The organism is Comamonas humi, from assembly GCF_054782535.1.
Genome location: NZ_BAAGSH010000009.1, coordinates 66,735 through 89,140 on the forward strand (window position 1 = coordinate 66,735; position 22,406 = coordinate 89,140).

The following is a 22,406-nucleotide window of genomic DNA, read 5'->3' on the forward strand; positions in this document are numbered from 1 at the left end:
GGCGTCAGTCCACGGCCTGCGCGGCCTTGGCTGGCTCGGGCGCGAGCGGCTGGCCCAGGCTGCGTAGCACGTCGCGCACCATCTGGGCGCGGTCCTTGGGATCAGGCAGTTCGCGCTCGATGCGCAGCTTGTCGTTGCCGGCGAGCTTGATGGCCTTGTTCTTCTGGATCAGGTGGATGATGGCCATCGGATCGATCGGCGGCCGGGGGCGGAAGGTGATGCTGATCACGCCGGGCGCCGCGTCCACCTTCTGCACGCCGTAGGGCTCGCTCAGCACGCGCAGGCGGTGCACGTCCACCAGGGTCTGGGCCTGGGCAGGCAGCTTGCCGAAGCGGTCGACCAGCTCTTCGAGCAGGCGGTCGATCTGCTCGCTGGTCTTGGCGGTGGCCAGTTTCTTGTAGAACGACAGGCGCAGGTGCACGTCGCCGCAGTAGTCGTTGGGCAGCAGCGCAGGCGCGTGCAGGTTGATGTCGGTGGCGGCGGACAGCGGCGCCAGCAGGTCGGGCTCCTTGCCGTTCTTCAGGCTGCGCACGGCTTCGGCCAGCATCTCGTTGTAGAGTTGGTAGCCGATCTCCATCATGTTGCCGCTCTGGTTCTCGCCCAGCACCTCGCCGGCGCCGCGGATCTCCAGGTCGTGCATGGCCAGGTAGAAGCCCGAGCCCAGCTCCTCCATCTGCTGGATGGCCTCCAGCCGCTGCTGGGCCTGCTTGGTCAGGCCGTCCATGTCGGGCACCATCAGGTAGGCGTAGGCCTGGTGGTAGCTGCGGCCCACGCGGCCGCGCAGCTGGTGCAGCTGCGCCAGGCCGAACTTGTCGGCGCGGCTGATGATGATGGTGTTGGCGCTGGGCACGTCGATGCCGGTCTCGATGATGGTCGAGCACAGCAATATGTTGTAGCGCTGCGCCACGAAGTCGCGCATCACGCGCTCGAGCTCGCGCTCAGGCATCTGGCCGTGGGCCACGGCGATGCGCGCCTCGGGCAGGATCTCTTCGAGCTTCTGGCGCCGGTTCTCGATGGTCTCGACCTCGTTGTGCAGGAAGTAGCACTGGCCGCCGCGCTTCAATTCGCGCAGCACGGCCTCGCGGATCACGCCCGTGCCCTCGTTGCGCACAAAGGTCTTGATCGCCAGGCGGCGCTGCGGCGCGGTGGCGATCACCGAGAGGTCGCGCAGCCCGTCAAGCGCCATGCCCATGGTGCGCGGGATCGGCGTGGCGGTGAGCGTGAGCACGTCCACCTCGGCGCGCATGGCCTTCATCGCCTCCTTGTGGCGCACGCCGAAGCGGTGCTCCTCGTCGATGATGAGCAGGCCCAGGTTCTTGAACTTGGTCGATTCCGACAGCAGCTTGTGCGTGCCGACGACGATGTCCACCGTGCCTTCCTCCAGGCCCTTGAGCGTGGTGTTGACCTCCTTGCCCGAGCGGAAGCGCGAGACCTCGGCCACCTTGATCGGCCACTTCGAGAAGCGGTCCACCAGCGTCTGGTAGTGCTGCTCGGCCAGTAGCGTCGTGGGCGCGAGGAAGGCCACCTGCTTGCCGCCGACGGCCGCCACGAAGGCCGCGCGCAGCGCCACCTCGGTCTTGCCAAAGCCCACGTCGCCGCAGACCAGGCGGTCCATGGGGTGGGGCGAGACCATGTCCTGGATCACCGCGTGGATGGCGGCGAGCTGGTCGGCCGTCTCCTCGAAGCCGAAGTCGTTGGTGAACTGTTCGTAGTCCTGCGGGCTGTAGCGGAAGGCGTGGCCCTGGCGCGCAGCGCGGCGCGCGTACAGGTTCAGCAGCTCGGCCGCGCTGTCGCGCACCTGCTCGGCGGCGCGGCGCTTGGCCTTTTCCCACTGGCCCGAGCCCAGCTTGTGCAGCGGCGCCTCGTCGGCCGACACGCCGGTGTAGCGGCTGATCTGCGCGAGCTGGCTCACGGGCACGTAGAGCACGGCCTTGTCGGCGTACTCCAGGTGCAGAAACTCCTGCAGCGCCGGCGTGCCATCGGGGTTCTTCTGACCGATGTCCATGTTGATCAGCCCATGGTAGCGGCCGATGCCGTGCTGCGCGTGGACCACCGGGTCGCCCACCTTCAGCTCCGACAGGTCCTTGATCAGCGCCTCGACGTCGCTGGCCTGCTCCTGCTTGCGGCGCCGGCGCGCGCCGCCGGTGGTGGCGAACAGCTCGGTCTCGGTGACGAAGTCGATGCCCGCCTCGGCCCAGCGAAAGCCGTGGGCCAGCGCGGCCGTGGCGATGCCCACGGGCTCGTCCGTGGTCTGCTGGAACTCGGCCAGCGAATCGAAGGCCGGCGGGTTCAGCCCGCTGGCGCGGAAGAAGTCGAGCAGGCTCTCGCGGCGGCCGTCGCTCTCGGCCAGCAGCAGCGTGCGTGCCTGGCCCGAGGCGATGTGCTGCTGCAGCCGGGCCAGCGGGTCTTCGGCACCACGCACCACCGACAGGTCTTCGAGCTTCTGGACAAAGGCGCTGCCCTCCACGTCGGCGACCTCGGGCCGCAGCGCGAGCTGGGCATTGGCCTTGGCCGTGGCGTAGAACTGCTCGGCCGTGAGGAACAGGGTCTCGGGCGGCAGCGCGGGGCGCTCGGGGTCGCCCTGCACCAGGCGGTAGCGGTCGCGGGTGTCCTGCCAGAAGCGCTGGAAGGCCGGCTCCAGCTCGCCGTGCAGCACCAGCGTGGACTCGTCGCCCAGGTAGTCGAACACCGTGGCCGTCTGCTCGAAGAACAGCGGCAGGTAGTACTCGATGCCGGCCGTGGCCACGCCGTTGCCCATGTCCTTGTAGATGCGGCTCTTGGTCGGGTCGCCCTCCAGCAGCTCGCGCCAGCGGTTGCGAAAGCCCGCGCGCGCCTCGTCGTCCATCGGAAACTCGCGGCCGGGCAGCAGCCGCACCTCCTTCACCGGGTACAGGCTGCGCTGGGTGTCGGGGTCGAAGGTGCGGATGGAATCGATCTCGTCGTCGAACAGGTCCACGCGGTACGGCACCAGCGAGCCCATGGGGAACAGGTCGATCAGCCCGCCGCGCACCGAGTATTCGCCGTGGCCCACCACCTGCGACACATGGTTGTAGCCCGCCAGCGTGAGCTGGGCCTTGAGTTTGGCCTCGTCGAGCTTCTGCCCGGCCTTGAACTCGAAGGTGTAGCCCGCCAGGAAGGCCGGCGGCGCCAGCCGGTACAGCGCCGTGGTGGCGGGCACCAGCACCACGTCGACCTGCCGCTGGCTGATCTGCCACAGCGTCGCCAGGCGCTCGCTGATCAGGTCCTGGTGCGGCGAGAAGGCATCGTAGGGCAGGGTCTCCCAGTCGGGGAACATGGCGGTGCGCAGCCCGGGCGCGAAGAAGGCCAGTTCGTCCTGCAGGCGGTTGGCGTCGCCCGCGTCGGCGGTGATGATGGCCACCATGCGCTTGGCCTGCGCCTCACGCCCCGCGAGCTGGGCGAGCAGCAGCGCATCGGCGCTGCCCACGGGCATGGGCAGTTGAAAGCGTTTGCCGGCAGTGAGTTTGGGGAGGTCCATGGATTTTTCGGTAAGGGTGAAAACGCCAAAAGCACGGAAAGGCCGCGAGGCCGCCGTGCGAAGGCCGCTATTTTAGAATCCCGGGGATGAATGAGTCTCCTTCGCCCGTCAAACCCCGCAAGCCGCAAGGTGCTGGCCCGTCCGAGGCCACGCCGGTGCCGAGCGACGACGTGGTGGACACCGGCGCCGCGACGCAGGAGATCGGCCGCATCGCGTCCGACCTGGTCGAGCGCTACTGGGCCTTCCTGCCCTGCGCGGGCGTGGGCACGCGCGCCATGGGCGCCGACCGCGACCTGCGCCTGCCCAAGCAGTACCAGGCCGTGGCCGGCTGGCCGCTGGTGCTGCACACGCTGGCGGCGTTCCTGGCGGTCAAGCGGCTGTCGAGCATCGTGGTCGGCGTGTCCGCCGGCGACGATTTCCTCGAACGCTACCCGCACGACGGCTACGCGCTCGCGCCCTGCGGCGGGCCGACGCGCGCCGACACGGTGACCGGTGGCCTGCACGCGCTGCTGGCCCAGGGCGCGCAGCCACACGACTGGGTGCTGGTGCACGATGCCGCGCGCTGCCTCATCACGCCGGCCCAGATCGAGCGCCTGATCCACGCCTGCGCTCATGACCCGGTGGGCGGGCTGATGGCGCTGCGCCTGCCCGACACGCTGAAGGCCGCCGTGGTGGACGCCGATGGCCGCGAGCGCGTGGCCGCGACGGTGGAGCGCGCCGACAAATGGCTGGCGCAGACGCCGCAGATGTTCCGCATAGCCACCTTGCTGCAGGCGCTGCAGGCCTGCGCCGAAGTCACCGACGAGGCCAGCGCCGTCGAGGCCATGGGCCTGCGCCCGCAGCTGGTGATGGGCAGCGCGCACAACCTCAAGGTCACCTATCCCGACGACTTCGCACTGGCCGAGGCGGTGCTGGCGCAGCGCATGGCCAGGCCAGATGCCGGGCATACTGCTGCTCACTTTTTTGACATGCCAGCGCAAGCCTAGCAAGCGCTGGCAGCCATTTTTATCTAGAGATACATGCAATTTCGAATTGGAGAAGGCTGGGACATCCACGCGCTGGTGCCCGGTCGCCCGCTCATCATCGGCGGCGTAGCGATCCCCCATGCCGCCGGCCTGCTGGGCCATTCCGACGCCGACGTGCTGCTGCACGCCATCACCGACGCCCTGGTGGGCGCGGCCGGGCTGGGCGACATAGGCACGCATTTCCCCGACACCGACGCGCGCTTTCGCGGCGCCGATTCGGCCGTGCTGCTGGCCGAGGCCATGCGCCGCGTGCGCGAGCGCGGCTGGGTGGTGAACAACGTGGACAGCACGGTGATCGCCCAGGCGCCCAAGCTCGCGCCGCACATCCCGGCCATGCGCGCGGCCATCGCCCAGGCGCTGGGCGTGGGCGAAGACCAGGTCAACGTGAAGGCCAAGACCGCCGAGAAGATGGGTCCGGTGGGGCAGGGCGCAGCGATGGAGGCGCGGGCGGTGGTGCTACTGGTGCGCGGCTGAGGCCAGGGCCTCCAGCGCATCCTCGCGCCAGAAGACAGCGGCGGCGAAGAAGCCTTCCCACACGCAGCCGTTGCAGCCCCGGCCGCAGCAGGTGGTGGGAGCCGGCGGCGGCGCGCGCAGCGCAATGCCCTGGGCCGCGGCCCGGGCCTGCAGCTCGGCAAAGCAGGCCAGGGCTGCTTCGTGGCTGGTCACTGTTCGGGGCGGGGCGGCGCGTTCTTGCGGCGGATCGCGAAGCGCCCGATGAAGGCCAGGCCCAGCACCAGTGAAAACCAGCCCACCGGTGCGGCGGGGGCGATGATCCCCTGCACAATATCGGTATGCGCTACATGGGGCGAGACGATGATGACCAGACCGATCATCGCCAGGATCACGCCCTTGATGAGCACGTCCTGGTCCGATTTGCGCTGGGCATCGTACTGGCGTTGAGAGACGGAAGACATGCCCGCATTATCGATCCCGTGGTGGATCGCCAGAAAGAAAAAACAATGAGTATCCAATGGTTCCCCGGCCACATGCACCTGACGCGCAAGCTGATCGGCGAGCGCATCAAGGACATCGACGTGGTGATCGAGGTGCTGGACGCGCGCATGCCCGGCTCCAGCGCCAACCCGCTGCTGGCCGAGCTGACCCAGCACAAGCCCACGCTCAAGATCATCAACAAGCAGGACATGGCCGACCCCGCCAGCACCGCGCTGTGGGCCGCCTGGTATGACGCGCAGCACGAGACCAAGGCCTTGCCGCTCGATGCCTCCGAGCCGGCCCCCGCCAAGCGCCTCGTGGCCGCCTGCCGGGGGCTCGCGCCGCAGCGCGGCGGCATGGCCAAGCCCATGCGGGTGCTGATCTGCGGCGTGCCCAACGTGGGCAAGTCCACGCTCATCAACAGCATGAGCGGCAAGGGCCAGGCCCGGACCGGCGACGAGGCCGGCGTGACCAAGGACGAGCAGCGCATCGTGCTCGACCACGACTTCTACCTGTGGGACACGCCCGGCATGCTCTGGCCCAAGATCATCGTGCCGCAGACCGGCTTCAACCTGGCCGCCTGCGGCTCGGTGGGCCGCAACGCCTACGACGACGAACTGGTGGCGCTGGAACTGTTGCTGTATCTGCAGAAGCACTATGCACCGCTGCTCGAGCAGCGCTACAAGCTGGGCCTGTCGGACGAGGCCATCGCCGCGCTGCACGACGACGAACTGCTGGCGCTGATCGGCAAGAAGCGCGGCGCGGTGATGAGCGGCGGCCGCACCAACATGCAGAAGGCCGCGGAGCTGCTGATCACCGACTTCCGCACCATGCTGCTCGGCCGCATCACGCTCGAGACGCCGGCCGAGTTCGAGGCCTGGCGCGCCGCCGGCCAGGCCGCCGAAGCCGAGCACCAGGCCAAGAAGGCCGAACACACCAAGCAGCGCCAGGCTGGGCGTAAACGCTATTGAAAACAGAGCTGCTGGCGCTTGATGGATGAGCGCTGGAGGCCAAAAAGGCTTTGAAAATACCGAGCGGGCGCGGTGTTCTCACCGCCGCTGCAGGCGTGCTCGCCACACCACCCTGCGCATTGCCGGAAGTTGCCCGCAAAAGCCAGCAAAAAGCCGCGTAAAGCCAGCTTTTGAATGGTTGTATTTTTGCAACAATACAGCCGCGGTGCTTGCTGCCCGGCCGCCCAGGCCTTACAGTCGCCCCCTCATCTTCTGATCGCTGCAGCAACGAGCAACCTTCTGCAGCGCACCACCTAGGAGTTTTTGCCATGTCCCATCTCATGTTCACGCATTTCGACTGAACACGGTTCCTGCCCCGGCTGAACCGTGTGCACACCGTTCAGCCTCGGCCCTGATCGCCGCCTGCCTCCATGGCCGGCGGGATCGACAAAAGCCCTGGCTTCTCCGCCGGGGCTTTTTGTTTGGGCCGCCGCCGCCTGCCTGACCGGCAGCGGCGCGGCCCGTGAGGAACCGCACCATGAGTGCAAAAACCGTTTCCCGTGCCTACGAAGAGGGCCGGGTCAAGGCCCTGCGCCGCATGAAGCAGCCGATGGCGCTGCTGATCGTGGCCGAGGCCACTCCCTTCAACCCTGTTGCCAAGGCCATGGCCCAGCGGCGCCTGTCCGGCGCAGCCGGCAAGCACATCCGCAGCCAGGGCGCGCAGCGCCGCGCCGACCGCATGGCTTTGCAGCAGGTGCTGCGCACCGACCGCAACGACTGAACAGAACTGCCGCCAGCAACCGCTGCATGCCATTGGGGCGCAGCGGGAAGCCGAATTGATCGGCTTTGCTGGCGCGGTCTGCCTAGTACGCGACTCGGCTCGCTCAGAGGTCGAGTGCATTAGGATGGCCGAGGTACTTTTTTCCAACGATATGGGAGTCAGGCATGCAGCTGTATGTCGATGCGCAGTACGTCAGTCCTTATGCGATGTCGGTGTTTGTGGCGCTGACCGAGAAGGCAGTGCCGTTTCGGATGGAGTCGGTGAATCTCGAAAAAGGAGAGAACCAGCATCCGGCCTATGCGGGTGTCTCGCTCACCCAGCGGGTGCCGACGCTGGTGCATGACGGTTTCGCGCTCTCCGAGTCGTCTGCCATCACCGAGTATCTGGATGAGACGTTTGGCGGAACCGCGTTGTATCCATCAGAGCCGCGCGCTCGGGCAAGGGCTCGCCAAGTCCAGGCTTGGTTGCGCAGCGATCTCCTGCCTATACGGCAGGAACGCTCGACCGAAGTGGTGTTCTATAGCCGCAAGGGGCAGCTGCTGACGGCGCAGGCGCGTGCTGCGGCGGCAAAGCTGTTTGAGGCGGCTGATGCCTTGCTGGACAGCGGCAGCGAGAACTTGTTTGGCGCCTGGTGCATCGCGGACGTGGACTTGGCGCTGATGCTGAATCGCTTGGCCATGCATGGCGACCCGGTGCCTAAGCATCTGGCTGCCTATGCCCGGCACCAGTGGGCACGGCCTTCTGTGCAGCTATGGGTGAACCGCGACCGTCCCCCATTGGCTGCCCATTAGGTTTGTCCGCTGGCTGTGGCTGCGCGTGCGCGGGGAGGTCCTGCATGCTAGTCAAGCAGTCACAGGCTCGCGTTAGTTTCGTGGTGGCTCTTCAGATTTCAGTATCATGAATTTTCCATCGCAAGATTCCACCGGCGGGCCATGGCAAGTTCTCTTTCTCAGCACAACCCTTTGTCCAGCCGGCCTGCGGCCAAGACCGCTGCCGGCGCCAGACGCCCCGGGCGCAAGCCTGCGGCAGCCGTGGCGGCGCCGGTCGATCCCATGGACTGGATCGGCGGGGAGATCAAGAGCTTGCGCAAGGCCAAGGGCTTGTCGCTGCAGAGCCTGTCGCAGGCCTGCGGCAAGTCGATAGGGTTTCTCAGCCAGGTTGAGCGCGGGCTCAGCAAGCCCACCATCAGCGACCTGCATGCGATCGCGCAGGCTCTGGGCATTCAGATCAACTGGTTTTTCCCGCAGGGCGATGCGGCTGCGCCGTCGGACGGCGGCGTCGTCGTGCGCAAGGGCCAGCGCCGCCAGCTGTCTTTCGCGTCGGGGATCGCGGACTACCTGCTCTCGCCCAATCTCGATGGGCCGCTGGAACTGCTGTGGTCCGTGATGGAGCCGGGCTCGGACAGCGGCGAGGCCTACCTGCATGCCGGCGACGAGGCGGGCGTGGTGATCCGCGGCAGCCTGGAGCTGTGGGTGGGCGAGCGTTTCTTCGCGCTGGGCGAAGGGGACAGCTTCAGCTTTCCCAGCACGCTGCCGCACCGCTACCGCAATCCGGGCGACACGCGCACCGAGCTGCTCTGGGTGGTCACGCCGCCCTCGTACTGAGCCGCATCCGCGGGCGATGCATGCATCGCGACCTGCGCGCCAGGAAAACCCCGATAGTGAAAATCGAGACAGTACCCTATATTTTTATGAAATTTCTGACGGAAATTTTCACATCCACGACATAGGCATGGCGGCCTGCAGGGCGTTCCTGAGCCGCCGGATGTGTCCCTGACTGATCCTTGATGGAGACCTGATCCCATGCCCAAGCGCGCCATTGCTTCCGACCGTGTGTTCAAACCCGCGCTGCCCTTTGCGCAGGCCACGCTGGCGGGGGGATTCCTGTTTGCCTGCTCCACGGGGCGCAACCTGCAGGGCCAGTTCGCGATCGGCGACGTGCGGGCGCAGACCCAGCAGACCATCGACAACATCCGCGCGCTGGTCGAGGAGGCGGGCGGCAGCCTGCGCGACGTGGTCAAGTGCACGGTGTATGTGACCGACCGCGCCAACTGGGCGCCGATGAACGAGGTCTATTTCGCCAACTTCGGCGAAGACCCGCCGCACCGCGTGTCGTGCATCGTCACCGGCCTGGGCTCGCCGGACTGCCTGGTCGAGATCGACGCCACGGCCTACCTGGGCAGCGACTGAGCACTGCCATCCGCCGGCACGCCGGCCGGCGCCACGTTTCCCATCGACGATTCCGAGGAGCCCTGCCATGCCTACCCGCCGCGCCTTCCTGTCGCTTGCCCTTGCCCTGCCATTCGCCGCGCGCTCCCAGGTGCTGTCCGGCGGCCGCCCCATGCGCTGGGTCGTGCCTTTCCCGGCCGGTGGCGCCGCCGATGCCATCGCGCGCAACTGGGCGGGCGCCTACACGGCGGCCACCTCGCAGACGATCGTGATCGACAACCGCGGCGGCGCCAACGGGTTGCTGGGCATCCAGGCGGTGAAGGATGCGCCACCCGACGGCACGGTGCTGGGCGTCTTCAACGTCTCGTTCTTCACCGCGCTGCCGCTGATGCTGGGCAAAGCGCCGTACGACCCGGAACGCGACCTGACGCCCATCGCCCGCCTGGTCACCTCCACTGTGATGTGCTGCGTGACGCCCGAGCGCGCCAAGCAGCACGGCTGGACCGATTTCCGCAAGCTGATCGACTGGGCGAAGCAGCCCGGCCACAAGCTGACCAACGGCTCGGCCGGCAATGGCTCGCCCGGGCACCTGCTGATCGCCAGCGTGGCCAAGCGCAGCGGCGCAGACATCCTGCATGTGCCCTACCGCGGGGGTGCGCCGGCGCTGAACGACCTGCTCGGCGGCCAGATCGACATGGTGTTCGACTTCATGCCCGCGCTGATGCCGCATGTGGCTGCGGGCCGCCTGGTTCCGCTGGCCGTGGGCAGCCATGAGCGCAGCCCTTTGATGCCCGACGTGCCAGGGCTGGGCGAGTTCGCCGACCTGGGCCTGGGCGACCTGGACCTGCAGTCGTGGAACGCGCTGACGGGCCCCGCACGCATGGACCCGGCCCTGGTGCGCGCCATTGCCGACGGGGTGAAGCGCGGCGCCAGCCCCGAACTGGCGGCGCGGCTCAAGACGGCGGGGCTGGTGCTGGCCACCACCGACAGCGCCGAGGCCACGCGCGCGCTGATCGCCGCCGATGCGCCGCGCTGGAAGGAGATGGTGCGGGTGTCGGGCGCGCGGATCGAGTAGGGCTGCTGGCCGGCAGCCGCCTTGCGCGTCAGCGCGGCGTGGCGGCGGCTTCCGCGCCCTTGCCGGTCAGCTGCCGCACGGCATAGCCCTGGGCCTGCAGCTGCTGCAGCAGGCTGCCGTCGCCCACCATGTGCAGCAGCCCCACGGCGATGACCATGCCGGGGTAGTCGTCGAGCAGCGCGGGGATGCGCCGGGCCATGCGCTGGTTGCGCTCGTCCAGCAGCGAGGCCTTCATGTCGAGTTCGTCCAGGCAGTCGCAGTTGCGCATCAGCTCGTCCAGCGCCCGCAGGTCGCCGCTGCTCCAGTCCTGCGCCAGCGCCTGCATCTGGCGCCGGTAGGTGCCGTCCTCGATGCGGGTGAGCACCTTGTCCAGCTCCTGCGGCGTGGCGGCGTCGGCCAGGCGGTTGCTGCGCACGGCACCCAGGGCTTCGAGTTGTTCCTGCGCCGTCTCCAGCGCCTTGACGGGCTTGCGCGCCGCACGGGCCGCGGCGGCGAGCATCAGGTCGACGCCGTACTCGGCGCGGTAGCCGTCCTGCTGGGCGCTCAGCATGGTCAGCGTCAGCACCTTGCCCACCACGCCCAGCGTCTGGAACTGGGGAAGGGCCACGCAGGCCTGCTGCGCCAGCGCGTCCATGCGGGCCACGAGCCGCGGGTTGTGGCGCAGGATCAGCTTCTGCACGTCGCTTTCGTGGCGCATCATCTCCAGCAGGGCCTGCAGCGTGGCGGGGTCGGCCGGGTCTAGCTCCAGCGCGATGGCCGGGGCCTGGCGCAGCGCCTGCCGGGTGCGCGGGCCGGGGAAGAGCCACTCGGGCTGGCCGACATGGATGGTGCCCAGCAGGTAGCCGCGCTGCGCGCCCTTGCTCAGCTCCCACAGCACGCCGCGGTCGGGGTGCTCCTGCCGCTGCAGGCGCTGCACCTCCTGCGGCGAGAGCGGAGCCAGCGGCGGCGGGCAGGGCTCGGCCGTGGCGAGGCCCGGGCCCAGCAGCAGGCAGGCGCAGGCGGCGGCTGCGAGGTATTTTGCTGCTGATTTGATAGCTGCTTGCGCAGTATGGATGAGCGCTAGAGGCATGTTTTGCCAATATTCCTTCAGCGCTGCGCCTGGATCTCGAACCAGCGCCGCGCCAGCCGGTCCCAGAAGCGGGCGCCCAGCGCGAGGTTGTCGTCGTTGAAGTCGTAGCCGGGGTTGTGCAGGCCCACGCCGGGCTGGCCGCCGGGGCCGTTGCCGATCCAGCCGTAGGCGCCGGGCACGGCCTCGAGGAAGAAGCCGAAATCCTCGGCCGTCATCGCGGGCAGCACGTTGGTGTGGGCGTTGGCGTCGCCGACCATCTCGCGCATCACCTCGCCCATGAAGACGGCTTCCTTCTCGTGGTTGTGCGTGTTGGGGTAGCCGGGCTTGATGATGACCTCGGCCGTGGCGAAGTGCGCTTCGGCGATGTGCTGCGAGATGCGGTGCAGCCCGTCGATCATGAACTGCTGCGAGTCGCTGCGCAGGTTGCGGCAGGTGCCGAAGATGCGCGCCTCGTCGGGGATGATGTTCTCCACCGTGCCCGAGGTGATCTGGCCCACGGTGAGCACCGAGCTGTCGAGCGGGTCGGTGCCGCGCGACACCAGGGTCTGCAGCTGGCCGACGATGCTGCAGGCGATCGGGATGGGGTCGATGGTGGTGTGGGGCAGGGCGGCGTGGCCGCCGCGGCCGCGCACGATGATCTCGAAGCGCAGCGCTGCCGCCATGATGGGGCCGACGCGCACGCCCATCTCGCCCTGCGGCAGCGCGGGCCAGTTGTGCAGCCCGAACACGGCCTGGCAGGGGAAGCGCTCGAACAGCCCGTCCTGCATCATCGCGCGGGCGCCGGCGCCGCCTTCTTCGGCGGGCTGGAAGATCAGGTTGACCGTGCCGTCGAAGTCCCGCTGCTGCGCCAGCAGCTGCGCCGCGCCCAGCAGCATGGTGGTGTGGCCGTCGTGCCCGCAGGCGTGCATGCGCCCGGCGACGGTGCTGGCATGGCCGAAGCGATTGATCTCCTGCACCGGCAGCGCGTCCATGTCGGCGCGCAGGCCAATGGTGGGGCCGGGGTTGCCGCTGCTGCGGCCCGCGCCGTGGATGCTGGCGACGATGCCGGTGGTGCCCAGGCCCCGCGCCATGGGCAGGCCCAGCGCGCTCAGCCAGGCCGCGACCTGGTCGGCGGTGCGCTGCTCCTCGTAGCGCAGCTCGGGGTGCATGTGCAGGTCATGGCGGAAGGCCTTGAGCCGGCCGAGGTGGGGGGAGATGTCGGAGTCGAGGTACATGGCGGATGTCCTGGGGAGTGCTTCATGCCATTATCCCGCCGCCGCATACAGCTTCAAGGCATATGCATAGCAGCATCGTCCCAGGCCCAGCCGGGGCGCTGCAGCAGCGCCTGCCAGTGCGCGAGGCTGTCGTGGGTGGCATCGGGCTGGCCGTGCAGCGCGAGGCCGCTGTGCAGCGCCATCGCCCGGCCGCTGAAGGGGTGGGTGAACGACAGCTCCCAGGCATGCAGCCACAGGCGCTGCCCGCCCAGGCGCTCTGCCCACCAGCGGTTGAGCGGGCCCTTGCCGTGCGTGGCGTCGCCGATGATGGGATGGGCGATGTGCTTGAGGTGCCGGCGTATCTGGTGGCGGCGGCCGGTGCGGGGCTCGGCCTCGACCAGCGACAGCCGCGTGCCGGCGAAGCGCGGGTCGTAGGCCTCGGGGTGCTCCAGCGTGGCCAGCCGGCGGAACGCGGTCTGCGCGGACTGCACCGGCGCATCGGGCGGTGCGTCGTCGGGGCGCAGCGCATGGTCCACCTCGATGGCTCCGGGCGCAAAGCCGCGCACCAGCGCGAGGTAGCGCTTGCCCAGCCGGTGCTGTTCGAAGATGGCGCACATCGCGCGCGCCGCGTCGCTGTGCAGCGCCAGCAGCAGCACGCCGCAGGTGCCCTTGTCGAGCCGGTGGATGGGGTAGACGTGCTGGCCGATCTGGTCGCGCAGGGCCTGCAGCACGAAGCGGGTCTCGCCCGCGTCGAGCCCGGTGCGGTGCACCAGCCAGCCGGCGGGCTTGTAGACGGCGATCAGGTGCTCGTCGCGCCAGAGGATGGGGATCACTGCGGGTCGCGAGGACTGTGCGCCTCTTCAAAATGGTTGATGTGCCGCAGGTCGGGAAAGAGCTTGCTCCACAGCGCCACCACGGCCAGCGTGCAGGCGCCGCCGGCAATCGCCGCCGGCACCGCGCCCAGCAGCGCCGCGCTGGTGCCGGCGCGGAACTCGCCCAGCTCGTTGGACGAGCCGATGAACAGCATGTTCACCGCCTGCACCCGGCCGCGCATCGCGTCGGGCGTGGCGAACTGCACCAGCGAGCCGCGCACGAAGACGCTCACCATGTCGGCCGCGCCCGCCACCGCCAGCGCCAGGCACGACAGCCACAGCCAGTGCGAGAGAGAGAACACCAGGTTGGCCACGCCGAACACGGCCACGGCCAGCAGCATGCGCGGCCCCACCTGGCGGTTGAAAGGCCGCACGCTCAGGTACAGGCCCGCCGCCAGCTCGCCCATGGCCATGGAGCCGCGCAGCAGCCCCAGGCCCTGCGGGCCGGCCTGCAGCACCTCGTGCGCGTAGATGGGCAGCAGTGCCACCACGCCGCCCAGCAGCACGGCGAACAGGTCGAGCGAGATGCAGCCCAGGATCATGGGCCGCGAGAAGATGAAGCGGATGCCGATGCCAAAGCGCTGCCAGATGTTGTCGCCGGCCGCGGGCTGCGCGGCGGCGGGCGCCGGCGGCGGCAGTGGCCGCAGCGGCACGCGCGCCAGCAGCAGCGCGCCGCCCGCGAAGCCCAGCAGGCACAGCGCATAGGTCAGGTGGCCGCCACCCGCCGCGTAGAGAAAGCCGCCGAGCATGGGCGCGCAGATGCTGGCGCCGCGCATCACCACGCTGTTGGTGGCGATCGCCTGGGGCAGCACCTCCTTGCTCACCAGCTGCGGCAGCAGGCTCTGCAGCGCCGGCCCCGAGAATGCCCGCGACGCGCCGAACAGCACCAGCACCGCGTAGATGCCGCCCACGCCCGCATGGCCGTTGGTGGACAGCCACCACAGCAGGCCGCTGCACAGGCCGCCGATGGCCCAGCTCACGGCGAGCACCCGCTTGCGCTGCAGCCGGTCGATCAGCTCGCCCGCGGGCAGCAGCAGCAACAGCATGGGGATGAACTGCGCCAGCCCCACGTAGGCCAGCGCCATGGGCGCGCGGGTCAGGTCGTAGACCTGCCAGGCCACGACCACGGCCTGGATCTGGGTGGCGGCAACGGCGAGGACGCGGGCGCAGAGAAAGGCGGCAAAGCCAGGCTGCCGCAGCGGGACGGAGGAGGTGTGTAAGGCCATGGATGACGGCCGGCCGGTGTTATGGAGTCTGTTGGGAGGGCCGGGCAAGCCCGCCATTGTGCCGCGAAGCCGCCGCCGGGCCGGTGCCATGGGTCATACACTTGACTGCGCAATTTTTAATCAGCTGGAATTTTTGCTGATAAATCAAGGATTTGATGGGGATATGCGGAGCTTATCCACAAACCCATCCCCGCAGTCTGGGTACAAAAAAGCGCCAGGGCGCTGGGCGCCTGGCGCGGGATGGATCATTGAAAATGATAGCTGCTGGCGCTTGCTACATCTCAGGTACAGGCCGAAATATCTGTTGAAATGCGAAAAAGCAAGCGCAAGCCGCTATGGTTTTTGCAGGATCAGCGGGCGATCTCCGACTCCACCCGCATGTCCAGCACGTACACATAGCGCGACGCGTCGGCCGGTACGTTCTTGCGCTCGTAGCGGTTCACGCGCAGCACGTTGCGCACGCCGGCCTCGTGCTGGTAGCCCTTGATCTCGTCGTAGAACGCGCTCCATTCGCCGACGGACTTCTTGGTGCCGTTGTCCGCGTACTGCACGGTGCGCACTTGCAGGCACTGGTGGTTGGGCATCAGCGGATGGCTGCAGGCCACGCGCTGCGGCGCCACCTCGAGGAAGATGCGCTCGGGCTTGCCGCCGTACTGGGTCTCGTCGGTGGGCTTGCCGGCCAGGTGCCAGGTGCTGCCGTCGGCCAGGCGCAGCTCCAGGCGCGGCTGGCTGCCGGCGTCGCTGAGCTTGAACTGCTGGATGGTGCTGATCTGCTGGCCCACCAGGTTCTCCAGCGCCATCAGCTTGTTGTCGGCGCAGGCGCGCATGGTGGACATGGGCCTGCCCACGCGCATCTTGTCGCCGTCGACCTCGACGCCGGCAGACATGACGTTGCACAGGTTGGCCACGCTGACGTGCGCGCCATTGCTGCCTTCGGCCGCCAGGAAGGTGAGCCGCACCGGCGCCTTCGTGCCGGCGTACTGCGGCAGCGCCGCGCCCTTGGCGTCGACGGCGCGCTCCAGGTCCCAGTGGTAGGCATACAGGGGATTGGGGGCGGTGCTGGCGGGCATGGTGGACGGTGCGGTGCTGCTGTTGGAAGAAGGCGTGGTGGCGGAGGGCGAGCCGGCGCAGGCGGCCAGCATCAGTGCGGCGGCGGCGCAGGCGGCGAGGCGGGGGGCGAATGCGATCATGGTGATTCCTTTCCTGGTGGCTTCTTCTGATGGGGGAGTGTCCGCGAACTCGTGGTCGGCGGCTCCGGTTCAAGGCAGTTTAGAACGTGTGGGCTGGTGAGGGTTCGTTAGCTTTCGTAACTGAATTGTCAATAGAGGTCAGCCATGGCCCTCGGGCAGGAACAGCGCCGGGTCGACCATGGTGCGGTTCAGCATCACGCCCCAGTGCAGGTGCGGCCCGGTGACGCGGCCGGTGGCGCCCACGTCGCCGATCACCTGGCCGGCCGGCACCGTATCGCCCGTGTGCACGGCGGTGCGGCTCAGGTGGCAGTACATGGTGAGAAAGCCGCCGCCATGGTCCAGCCAGATGGTGCCGCCGTTGAAGAAATAGTCGCCGGTGTCGATCACCTTGCCGGGCAGCGGCGACTTGATGGGCGTGCCGGTGGCGGCGGCGATGTCCATGCCGCTATGCGGATTGCGGCCCTGGCCATTGAAGATGCGTCGCAGGCCAAACGAGCTGGAGCGCCGCCCCGGCACCGGCGCGGGCAGCGTGAGCGACGCGGGCAGCGGCGTGCTGAACGTGGCCATCACCTGGGCCTGGTGGTCGCGCTCGCGCTCGTAGCGGGCCATGTCCGTGGGCGACAGGTCCACGGTCTTGGGCGCGACCTTCAGGCGCTGCTCGCTGTATTTCTTGGCATGCACCGTGTATTCCAGCGTGCGCGTGCCGCTGGCGTCCTGCACGCGCAGCCGGGCCTTGCCCACTGGGGCGGACAGCGGTATGCCGACCAGCGCCGTCCATTCGATCGCATCGCCCAGCACCAGCACGGGGATATCGCCAGCAAACGCGCGCGGCCGCTCCGCGCCCGGGCCGAGCGACAGGCGCGCCACGCCGCCGGGCACCAGCGCCTCGGCGGGCCAGCCGTCCGCCGCCTGCGCGAGCGGTGCCAGCCACGGTGCAAGCGCCAAGCCGGCGGCACCCTGCAGCCAGCGGCGGCGGGGCAGGAAGGGGATGTGGTCGGGCGCGGGATGGTGCATGGGCATCGAAGAGAGGTTGGAGGTCTACTGTAATAATGATAGCTGCCTGCCAGCAGCCGTCCGCGGTATGGCCTGGATCGGCAAAAGCGATGATCGCGCCGGAGTCCTACCGGCCGGGTAGGCAAAATCCGTTAAAGTAAGTGGCTTGATGTCCGATCGTAGTTGCACAAGAGTCAGCCATTCATGTTGGGGAAAGTTGTCAAAGCATTGATGTGTGGCGGGTTGGGCCTTGCGCTCGCCGGCTGCGCCACCAGCCTGTCGCCCGGCTACCCCCGGGGCGAGCCGGAGACCTTCGCCTCCGCCGCCACCTATTCGCGCCTGTTCGATGCGCCGCCGCAGCGCGCCTGCGAGGCCGCGCGCCGCGCGCTGCTGAGCCAGGGCTACCTGATCAACACCGCCAAGCCGCAGGAGGTGGAAGGGCAGAAGAGCTTCCAGCCCGCGCCCGAGAACCACCAGCTGATGACCATCCGCATCGTCTGCGTGCCCGACAGCGCCGACGGCAAGGTGAGCGTGGGCTTCGTCAGCGCGCTCAAGGACACCTATGCGCTGCGCAAGAGCAGCAGCTCGGCCAGCGTGGGCGTCGGTGGCCTGGGGTCGCTGTCGCTGCCGTTCACCGGCGGCAACGACTCCATGGTCAAGATCGGCAGCGAGACGGTCAGCTCCACCACCTTCTACGACAGCTTCTTCGAGCTGGTGAAGAACCAGCTGCGCCTGGACGACGAGCCACCACCGCCAGCCGACGACAGCGCGGCGCGGAAATGACCGCCGCCCCCGCAGCCTGGCCGGATGACGAGCGCTGGATGCGCGAGGCGCTGGCCGAGGCCCGCGAGGCCGCCGGGCGCGGCGAGGTGCCGGTGGGCGCCGTGGTGGTGCGGGACGGCGAGATCGTCGGCCGCGGCAGCAACCAGCCCATCGCCCGGCACGACCCGACGGCCCACGCCGAGATCATGGCGCTGCGCGATGCCGCCGCCCGCGTGGGCAACTACCGGCTCGACGACTGCAGCGTCTACGTCACCCTCGAACCCTGCGCCATGTGCGCGGGCGCCTTGTTGCATGCGCGGGTGGCGCGCGTGGTCTGGGGTGCGAGCGAGCCCAAGACCGGCGCGGGCGGCTCGGTGCTCGACCTGTTTGCCGAGCAGCGATTGAACCACCACACCTGCGTGCGCCACGGCGTGCTGGCCGAAGCGGCCAGCCGGCAACTGGCCGACTTCTTTGCGCAGCGGCGCAGCGAGCAGCGCGCCGCCGCCCATCCGCTGCGCGACGACGCGCTGCGCACGCCCGAATCCTGCCTGGCCCCCGATGCCGGCTCCACCTGGTACAGCGACCTGCCGGCGCTGCAGGGCCTGCGCTTGCATGTGTGGGACAGCGCCGTGCAGCAGGCACCGGCTTCGCCCCGCACCTGGCTGCTGCTGCATGGCAGCCCGGCCCATGGCGCGCTGTTCCGCCGGCTCACGCCGCTGCTGGCGGCGCAGGGCGACCGCGTGCTGGTGCCCGACTGGCTCGGCTTTGGCCGCAGCGACAAACCCAAGAAAGAGGGCGCGCTGACCGATGCGCGCCACCTCGCGGTGATCGAAGAACTGCTGGACCGCCTGGGCGTGGCCCGCAGCCACACGGTGGTCACCGCGCATGGCGATGCCGCGCGCCTGGCGCTGGCCCTGCAGCCTGAACGGCTGTGGCTCATCAACCCGGCGCTGCAGGCCAGCGCCGCATGCCGCGAATGGCTGGCCGGCATGGCGCGCAAGCCGCAGTGGGACATTGCCGCCAGCCTGCCGGCCGATGGAGCATTGGGCGAGGACTTTGCGCAGTGGCAGGCGCAGTTTCCCGACAAGGGCTACCGCGCCGGGCTGCGCGCCTGGGTGGCGGCGCAGGCGCGGTGGCTGGATGCGCCTGCGGCGCCCGCCGGGGCCGCGCAGTTGCTGGTGAGCTGGCCCGAGCACCCGCAATGGTGGCCGGCCGCGCCCGGGGCATTGCCGCCGGCGGCGCGCCAGCACCGCGTGCCCGGCGGCGACTGGCTGCCGCTGCAGGCGCCCGCGCCGCTGGCGCATGAGGCGCTGGCGTATTTCGATATGCCGAAACCGTGACAGGCCAAACCTGAGACAGTGATTGCGCGGGTTAACATCCCAGCCCATGACCGACCGCCTCAATCCCCCGCTGCATCCCGCCACCGACCTGATCCACCACCAGTACGAACCGCCCGCGGCCTATGCGGCGCCGCAGCCCGGCGTGTTCAAGGCCTCGACCGTGTTCTTTCCCAGCGTGGAAGCCATGCGCACCTGGGACTGGAAGGACAAGAGCGCCTTCACCTACGGCCTGCACGGCACGCCCACCACCTACATCCTCGAGGAGCGCATCGCCACGCTCGAAGGCGGCCTTCACTGCGTGCTGGTGCCCAGCGGCCTGGCGTCGATCTCGGTGATCGGCATCGCGTTGCTCAAGGCGGGCGACCACATCCTCGTGCCCGACAACGCCTACGGCCCGAACAAGGCCTTCGCGCAGAGCGAGCTGCGCCGCTTTGGCGTGAGCATCAGCTACTTCGATCCGCTGGACGTGAACGACATGGCGGCCAAGATCACGCCCGCCACCCGGCTGGCCTGGCTGGAGGCGGCGGGCTCGGTGTCGATGGAGTTCCCCGACCTGCCCGCGCAGGTGCGGCTGTGCCGCGAGCGCGGCATCCTCAGCGCGCTGGACAACACCTGGGGCGCGGGCCTGGCCTTCAACGCTTTCGACCTCGATGGCGACGGCAGCTATGCGCTGGGCGTGGACGTGACGGCGCACTCGCTCACCAAGTACCCCAGCGGCGGCGGCGACGTGCTGATGGGCTCCATCGTCTCGCGCAACCCCGAGATCCACCGCCGCGTGCAGGCCACGCACATGCACCTGGGCCTGGGCGTGGGCGTGAACGACCTGGAGACCGTGATCCGCAGCCTGCCCAGCCTGCCGCTGCGCTACCGCGCGCAGGACCTGGCGGCGCGCCAGCTGGCGCGCTTTCTGGCCGCGCAGCCGCAGGTGGTGCAGCTGCTGCACCCGGCCTTCGACGGCGCGCCTGGCCACGCGCACTGGCAGGCGCTGTGCGGCCACCACCACGGCGGCGAAGGCGCGGCGGCCGGCCTGTTCAGCGTGGTGTTCGATGCGCGTTACAGCCAGGCGCAGATCGACGCTTTCTGCGAAAGCCTGCGCTTCTTCAAGCTCGGCTACAGCTGGGGCGGCCCGGTGAGCCTGGTGGTGCCGTACGACATCGCCAGCATGCGCAGCGTGAAGGGCTCGGCGCTCAAGCCCGGCACCGTGGTGCGCTTCTCCATCGGGCTGGAGTCGGCGGACGACCTGCAGGCCGACCTGGCGCAGGCGCTGCAGGCGGCGTTCGCCTGATTTTGAATGAAATCGGGCCCTGGCACTTATCCATCAAGCGCTATAAGCTATTAAATATATAGCATTCCTGCGGCGCCACTGGGGCCGCGGCGCTCAGGCCGGCGCTGCGGCCGCGCCATGCAGAAAGGCGCGCTCCAGCAGGGCCGCCATGCCGGCCCGGGCGATGCGGCCGCGGCGCTCGGCGTCCACCAGGCCGAGCAGGGTCGAGACCCAGATTTCGGTGAGCGCCGGCGCCGCGATGTCGATGCGGAACACCCCGGCCTGCTGCCCGCGCAGGAAGAAGCCGTCCATCTGCGCCGTCCATCCCGCCTCGGTGTCGGGGTCGACCGCGTCGTCCCGCCAGTAGTACACCAGGAAGGCCATCAGCTCGCGCAGCTCGAGGTGGTTGGCGCTCAGGCGCCTGAGCGCCTCCAGCGGCGGCGCGGTGTCCAGCTCCGCATCCCGGATGGCCTCGTCGATCATGGCCGAGCTGTGCACCAGCAGCCGGTCGACCAGCTGCTCGCGCGTGCGGCAGAAGCGGTAGAGCGTGGCCTTGCTGACCCCGGCCGCCTTGGCCAGGTCCTGCAGCGGCGCCCGCGGCCGCTGCACCATGGCCACGGCCAGCGCGGCCAGCAAGGGGTGGTCGTCCGCATGCGCCTGGGTGTCGGAGAGTGTCATGTGCCTGCCCTGTGAGATGCGTAATTAGATCATAAGAATCTAAGAAGGATCATTCTTGATTGCTATCGGATGAAAAGTTGCATTGCCATATGTTTTTTAGGCATTTGAATCTTTTTTGATTCAAATTGGATTTATGGATACCATTCGGTGGCTTTTAAATTCAAACACCATGAAGAGGTTCCAATGATCCAACGCCAAGACATGCCATGGCGATCCCTGCTGGCGCTGGCCGTGGCGGGCGTGATGAGCGGCTGCGGTCCCAGCGCTGCGCCCCAGGCGGCCACGGGCCCGGCGACCGTCGATGTGCTCACGGTGCAGGCCCGGCCGCTGGCGCAGACCAGCGAGCTGCCGGGCCGCATCGAGGCGGTGCGGGTGGCCGAGGTGCGGGCGCGTGCCGCGGGCATCGTGCTGAGCCGCCATTTCGAGCAGGGCGCCGACGTCAAGGCCGGCCAGGTGCTGTTCCAGATCGACCCGGCGCCGTTCCGCGCGGCGCTGGCCAAGGCGCAGGGCGAGCTGGCCAAGACCGAGGCCGCTGCCGCCGAGGCGCAGGCCGTGGTGCGGCGCTACGAGCCGCTGGTCGGGATCGAGGCGGTGAGCCGCCAGGATTTCGACGCCGCGAAGACCGCGCTCAAGAGCGCGCAGGCCGCGCAGGTCTCGGCCCAGGCCGACGTGCAGGCCGCCCGCCTCAACCTCGACTACGCCACCGTCAAGGCGCCGATCGCCGGGCGCATCGGCCGCGCGCTGGTGACCGAGGGCGCGCTGGTCGGCCAGGGCGAGGCCACGCCGATGGCGCTCATCCAGCAACTGCACCCGATCTACGCCGACTTCCAGCAGCCGGTGGCCGAGGCCCAGCGCCTGCGCGCGGCGCTGGCCGAGGGCCGGCTGACGCAAGACCAGGGCGCGCCGATCGCGCTGACGGTGGACGGCACCGGCCAGCGGCGCGAGGGGCGTCTGCTGTTCTCCGACGTGACGGTGGACCGCAGCACCGGCCAGATGGCCTTGCGCGGCCAGTTCGACAACCGCGACGGCATGCTGCTGCCGGGCATGTACGTGCGGGTGACGGTGGGGCAGGGCACGGACCCGGCCGCCATCCTGGTGCCGCAGCGCGCCGTGCAGCGCAATGCCGAGGGCAAGGCCCAGGTGCTGGTCGTGGACGCGCAGGACACGGTGCAGCAGCGCCCGGTGCAGACCGGCGCCATGCATGGCGCGCAGTGGCACATCACCGAGGGGCTGCAGCCCGGCGACCGCGTGGTGGTGGGGCGGCAGGCGGGCGCACAGCCGGGCGCCAAGGTGCTGGTCGAGGCCGCCGAGGCCGCAGCCGACAAGGCTGCCGAAAAAGCCGCCGACAAGGCCTCCGACAAGACGGCCGATTGACGGCCGAGGAAGCACAA

General features: G+C 69.1%; 22 protein-coding genes. 12 read left to right on the plus strand and 10 right to left on the minus strand.

The annotated features are described in order from the left end of the window. Positions 1 to 4: 4 nt before the first annotated feature. Positions 5 to 3,496: a transcription-repair coupling factor gene (gene mfd / locus ACYVKR_RS11570; RefSeq protein ID WP_460481058.1), complete on the minus strand. Its 3,492-nt coding sequence runs from the start codon at positions 3,494 to 3,496 to the stop codon at positions 5 to 7. Between the two features lie 86 nt (positions 3,497 to 3,582). On the opposite strand from mfd, the gene ispD reads away from it, so the two are divergent. Together ispD and ispF are read left to right on the plus strand one after the other, a co-directional pair. Then, positions 3,583 to 4,482: an IspD/TarI family cytidylyltransferase gene (ispD, locus tag ACYVKR_RS11575; RefSeq protein ID WP_460481059.1), complete on the plus strand. Its 900-nt coding sequence runs from the start codon at positions 3,583 to 3,585 to the stop codon at positions 4,480 to 4,482. A 33-nt stretch (positions 4,483 to 4,515) separates the two neighbouring features. Beyond that, a complete protein-coding gene (gene ispF, locus ACYVKR_RS11580; protein ID WP_460481060.1) occupies positions 4,516 to 4,995 on the plus strand; it encodes a 2-C-methyl-D-erythritol 2,4-cyclodiphosphate synthase in 480 nt (159 codons plus the stop codon). On the opposite strand, the gene ACYVKR_RS11585 is transcribed toward ispF, so the two are convergent. Continuing rightward, positions 4,978 to 5,187 (minus strand): oxidoreductase-like domain-containing protein, encoded by a 210-nt coding sequence (locus tag ACYVKR_RS11585; protein WP_460481061.1) that lies wholly within the window; start codon positions 5,185 to 5,187, stop codon positions 4,978 to 4,980. The two genes, ispF and ACYVKR_RS11585, sit on opposite strands and share 18 nt — an antisense overlap. After that, complete coding sequence (locus ACYVKR_RS11590) at positions 5,184 to 5,435, minus strand: hypothetical protein (protein ID WP_460481062.1); 252 nt, start codon at positions 5,433 to 5,435, stop codon at positions 5,184 to 5,186. The genes ACYVKR_RS11585 and ACYVKR_RS11590 overlap by 4 nt, the downstream gene beginning before the upstream one ends. A 45-nt stretch (positions 5,436 to 5,480) precedes the next feature. On the opposite strand from ACYVKR_RS11590, the gene ylqF reads away from it, so the two are divergent. The 6 genes from ylqF (at position 5,481) to ACYVKR_RS11620 (ending at position 10,428) form a co-directional block, all read left to right on the plus strand. Continuing rightward, positions 5,481 to 6,425: a YlqF/YawG family GTPase gene (gene ylqF, locus ACYVKR_RS11595; protein ID WP_460481063.1), complete on the plus strand. Its 945-nt coding sequence runs from the start codon at positions 5,481 to 5,483 to the stop codon at positions 6,423 to 6,425. A 517-nt stretch (positions 6,426 to 6,942) separates the two neighbouring features. Next, positions 6,943 to 7,185: a hypothetical protein gene (locus tag ACYVKR_RS11600; protein WP_460481064.1), complete on the plus strand. Its 243-nt coding sequence runs from the start codon at positions 6,943 to 6,945 to the stop codon at positions 7,183 to 7,185. Between the two features lie 164 nt (positions 7,186 to 7,349). Continuing rightward, positions 7,350 to 7,976 carry a glutathione S-transferase gene (yfcF, locus tag ACYVKR_RS11605; RefSeq protein ID WP_460481065.1) on the plus strand — a complete coding sequence of 209 codons (627 nt, stop codon included), beginning with the start codon at positions 7,350 to 7,352 and terminating at the stop codon, positions 7,974 to 7,976. Positions 7,977 to 8,117: 141 nt separating this feature from the next. After that, the gene (locus tag ACYVKR_RS11610) at positions 8,118 to 8,789 is read left to right on the plus strand and encodes a helix-turn-helix domain-containing protein (protein ID WP_460481066.1); all 672 of its coding nucleotides are present in this window, start codon (positions 8,118 to 8,120) and stop codon (positions 8,787 to 8,789) included. 198 nt (positions 8,790 to 8,987) lie between these two features. Beyond that, the gene (locus tag ACYVKR_RS11615) at positions 8,988 to 9,374 is read left to right on the plus strand and encodes a RidA family protein (RefSeq protein WP_460481067.1); all 387 of its coding nucleotides are present in this window, start codon (positions 8,988 to 8,990) and stop codon (positions 9,372 to 9,374) included. 67 nt (positions 9,375 to 9,441) lie between these two features. Further along, positions 9,442 to 10,428 (plus strand): Bug family tripartite tricarboxylate transporter substrate binding protein, encoded by a 987-nt coding sequence (locus tag ACYVKR_RS11620; RefSeq protein WP_460481068.1) that lies wholly within the window; start codon positions 9,442 to 9,444, stop codon positions 10,426 to 10,428. A gap of 28 nt (positions 10,429 to 10,456) precedes the next feature. Here the strand turns inward: ACYVKR_RS11620 and ACYVKR_RS11625 are convergent, their stop codons facing one another. From ACYVKR_RS11625 to ACYVKR_RS11650, 6 genes are all read right to left on the minus strand, one after another. Continuing rightward, a complete protein-coding gene (locus tag ACYVKR_RS11625) occupies positions 10,457 to 11,497 on the minus strand; it encodes a TraB/GumN family protein (RefSeq protein ID WP_460481069.1) in 1,041 nt (346 codons plus the stop codon). A gap of 17 nt (positions 11,498 to 11,514) precedes the next feature. Further along, positions 11,515 to 12,711, minus strand: coding sequence for a M20 aminoacylase family protein (locus ACYVKR_RS11630; RefSeq protein ID WP_460481070.1), 1,197 nt, complete (start codon positions 12,709 to 12,711; stop codon positions 11,515 to 11,517). 53 nt (positions 12,712 to 12,764) lie between these two features. Next, positions 12,765 to 13,523 (minus strand): pseudouridine synthase family protein, encoded by a 759-nt coding sequence (locus ACYVKR_RS11635; protein WP_460481071.1) that lies wholly within the window; start codon positions 13,521 to 13,523, stop codon positions 12,765 to 12,767. Next, a complete protein-coding gene (locus tag ACYVKR_RS11640; RefSeq protein ID WP_460481072.1) occupies positions 13,520 to 14,788 on the minus strand; it encodes an MFS transporter in 1,269 nt (422 codons plus the stop codon). Before ACYVKR_RS11640 ends, ACYVKR_RS11635 begins: the two co-directional genes overlap by 4 nt. A gap of 350 nt (positions 14,789 to 15,138) precedes the next feature. Beyond that, positions 15,139 to 15,978, minus strand: a complete 840-nt coding sequence (locus tag ACYVKR_RS11645; RefSeq protein ID WP_460481073.1) for a DUF4377 domain-containing protein — start codon at positions 15,976 to 15,978, stop codon at positions 15,139 to 15,141. A 138-nt stretch (positions 15,979 to 16,116) separates the two neighbouring features. Further along, positions 16,117 to 16,998 (minus strand): peptidoglycan DD-metalloendopeptidase family protein, encoded by an 882-nt coding sequence (locus tag ACYVKR_RS11650; RefSeq protein WP_460481074.1) that lies wholly within the window; start codon positions 16,996 to 16,998, stop codon positions 16,117 to 16,119. 177 nt (positions 16,999 to 17,175) lie between these two features. Between ACYVKR_RS11650 and ACYVKR_RS11655 the strand changes: the two genes are divergently transcribed. From ACYVKR_RS11655 to ACYVKR_RS11665, 3 genes are read left to right on the plus strand one after another with little or no spacing between them, the layout of a single operon-like run. After that, positions 17,176 to 17,754: a DUF2242 domain-containing protein gene (locus ACYVKR_RS11655; protein WP_460481075.1), complete on the plus strand. Its 579-nt coding sequence runs from the start codon at positions 17,176 to 17,178 to the stop codon at positions 17,752 to 17,754. Beyond that, entirely contained in the window at positions 17,751 to 19,073 is a 1,323-nt protein-coding gene (gene tadA, locus ACYVKR_RS11660; RefSeq protein WP_460481076.1) for a tRNA-specific adenosine deaminase, read from the plus strand. Before ACYVKR_RS11655 ends, tadA begins: the two co-directional genes overlap by 4 nt. A 46-nt stretch (positions 19,074 to 19,119) precedes the next feature. Next, positions 19,120 to 20,358: a PLP-dependent aminotransferase family protein gene (locus tag ACYVKR_RS11665; RefSeq protein WP_460481077.1), complete on the plus strand. Its 1,239-nt coding sequence runs from the start codon at positions 19,120 to 19,122 to the stop codon at positions 20,356 to 20,358. Positions 20,359 to 20,451: 93 nt separating this feature from the next. Here ACYVKR_RS11665 and ACYVKR_RS11670 read toward each other — a convergent pair whose 3' ends face one another. Beyond that, the gene (locus tag ACYVKR_RS11670) at positions 20,452 to 21,015 is read right to left on the minus strand and encodes a TetR/AcrR family transcriptional regulator (protein ID WP_460481078.1); all 564 of its coding nucleotides are present in this window, start codon (positions 21,013 to 21,015) and stop codon (positions 20,452 to 20,454) included. 183 nt (positions 21,016 to 21,198) lie between these two features. Between ACYVKR_RS11670 and ACYVKR_RS11675 the strand changes: the two genes are divergently transcribed. After that, positions 21,199 to 22,389 carry an efflux RND transporter periplasmic adaptor subunit gene (locus tag ACYVKR_RS11675; protein WP_460481079.1) on the plus strand — a complete coding sequence of 397 codons (1,191 nt, stop codon included), beginning with the start codon at positions 21,199 to 21,201 and terminating at the stop codon, positions 22,387 to 22,389. Positions 22,390 to 22,406: the final 17 nt, after the last annotated feature.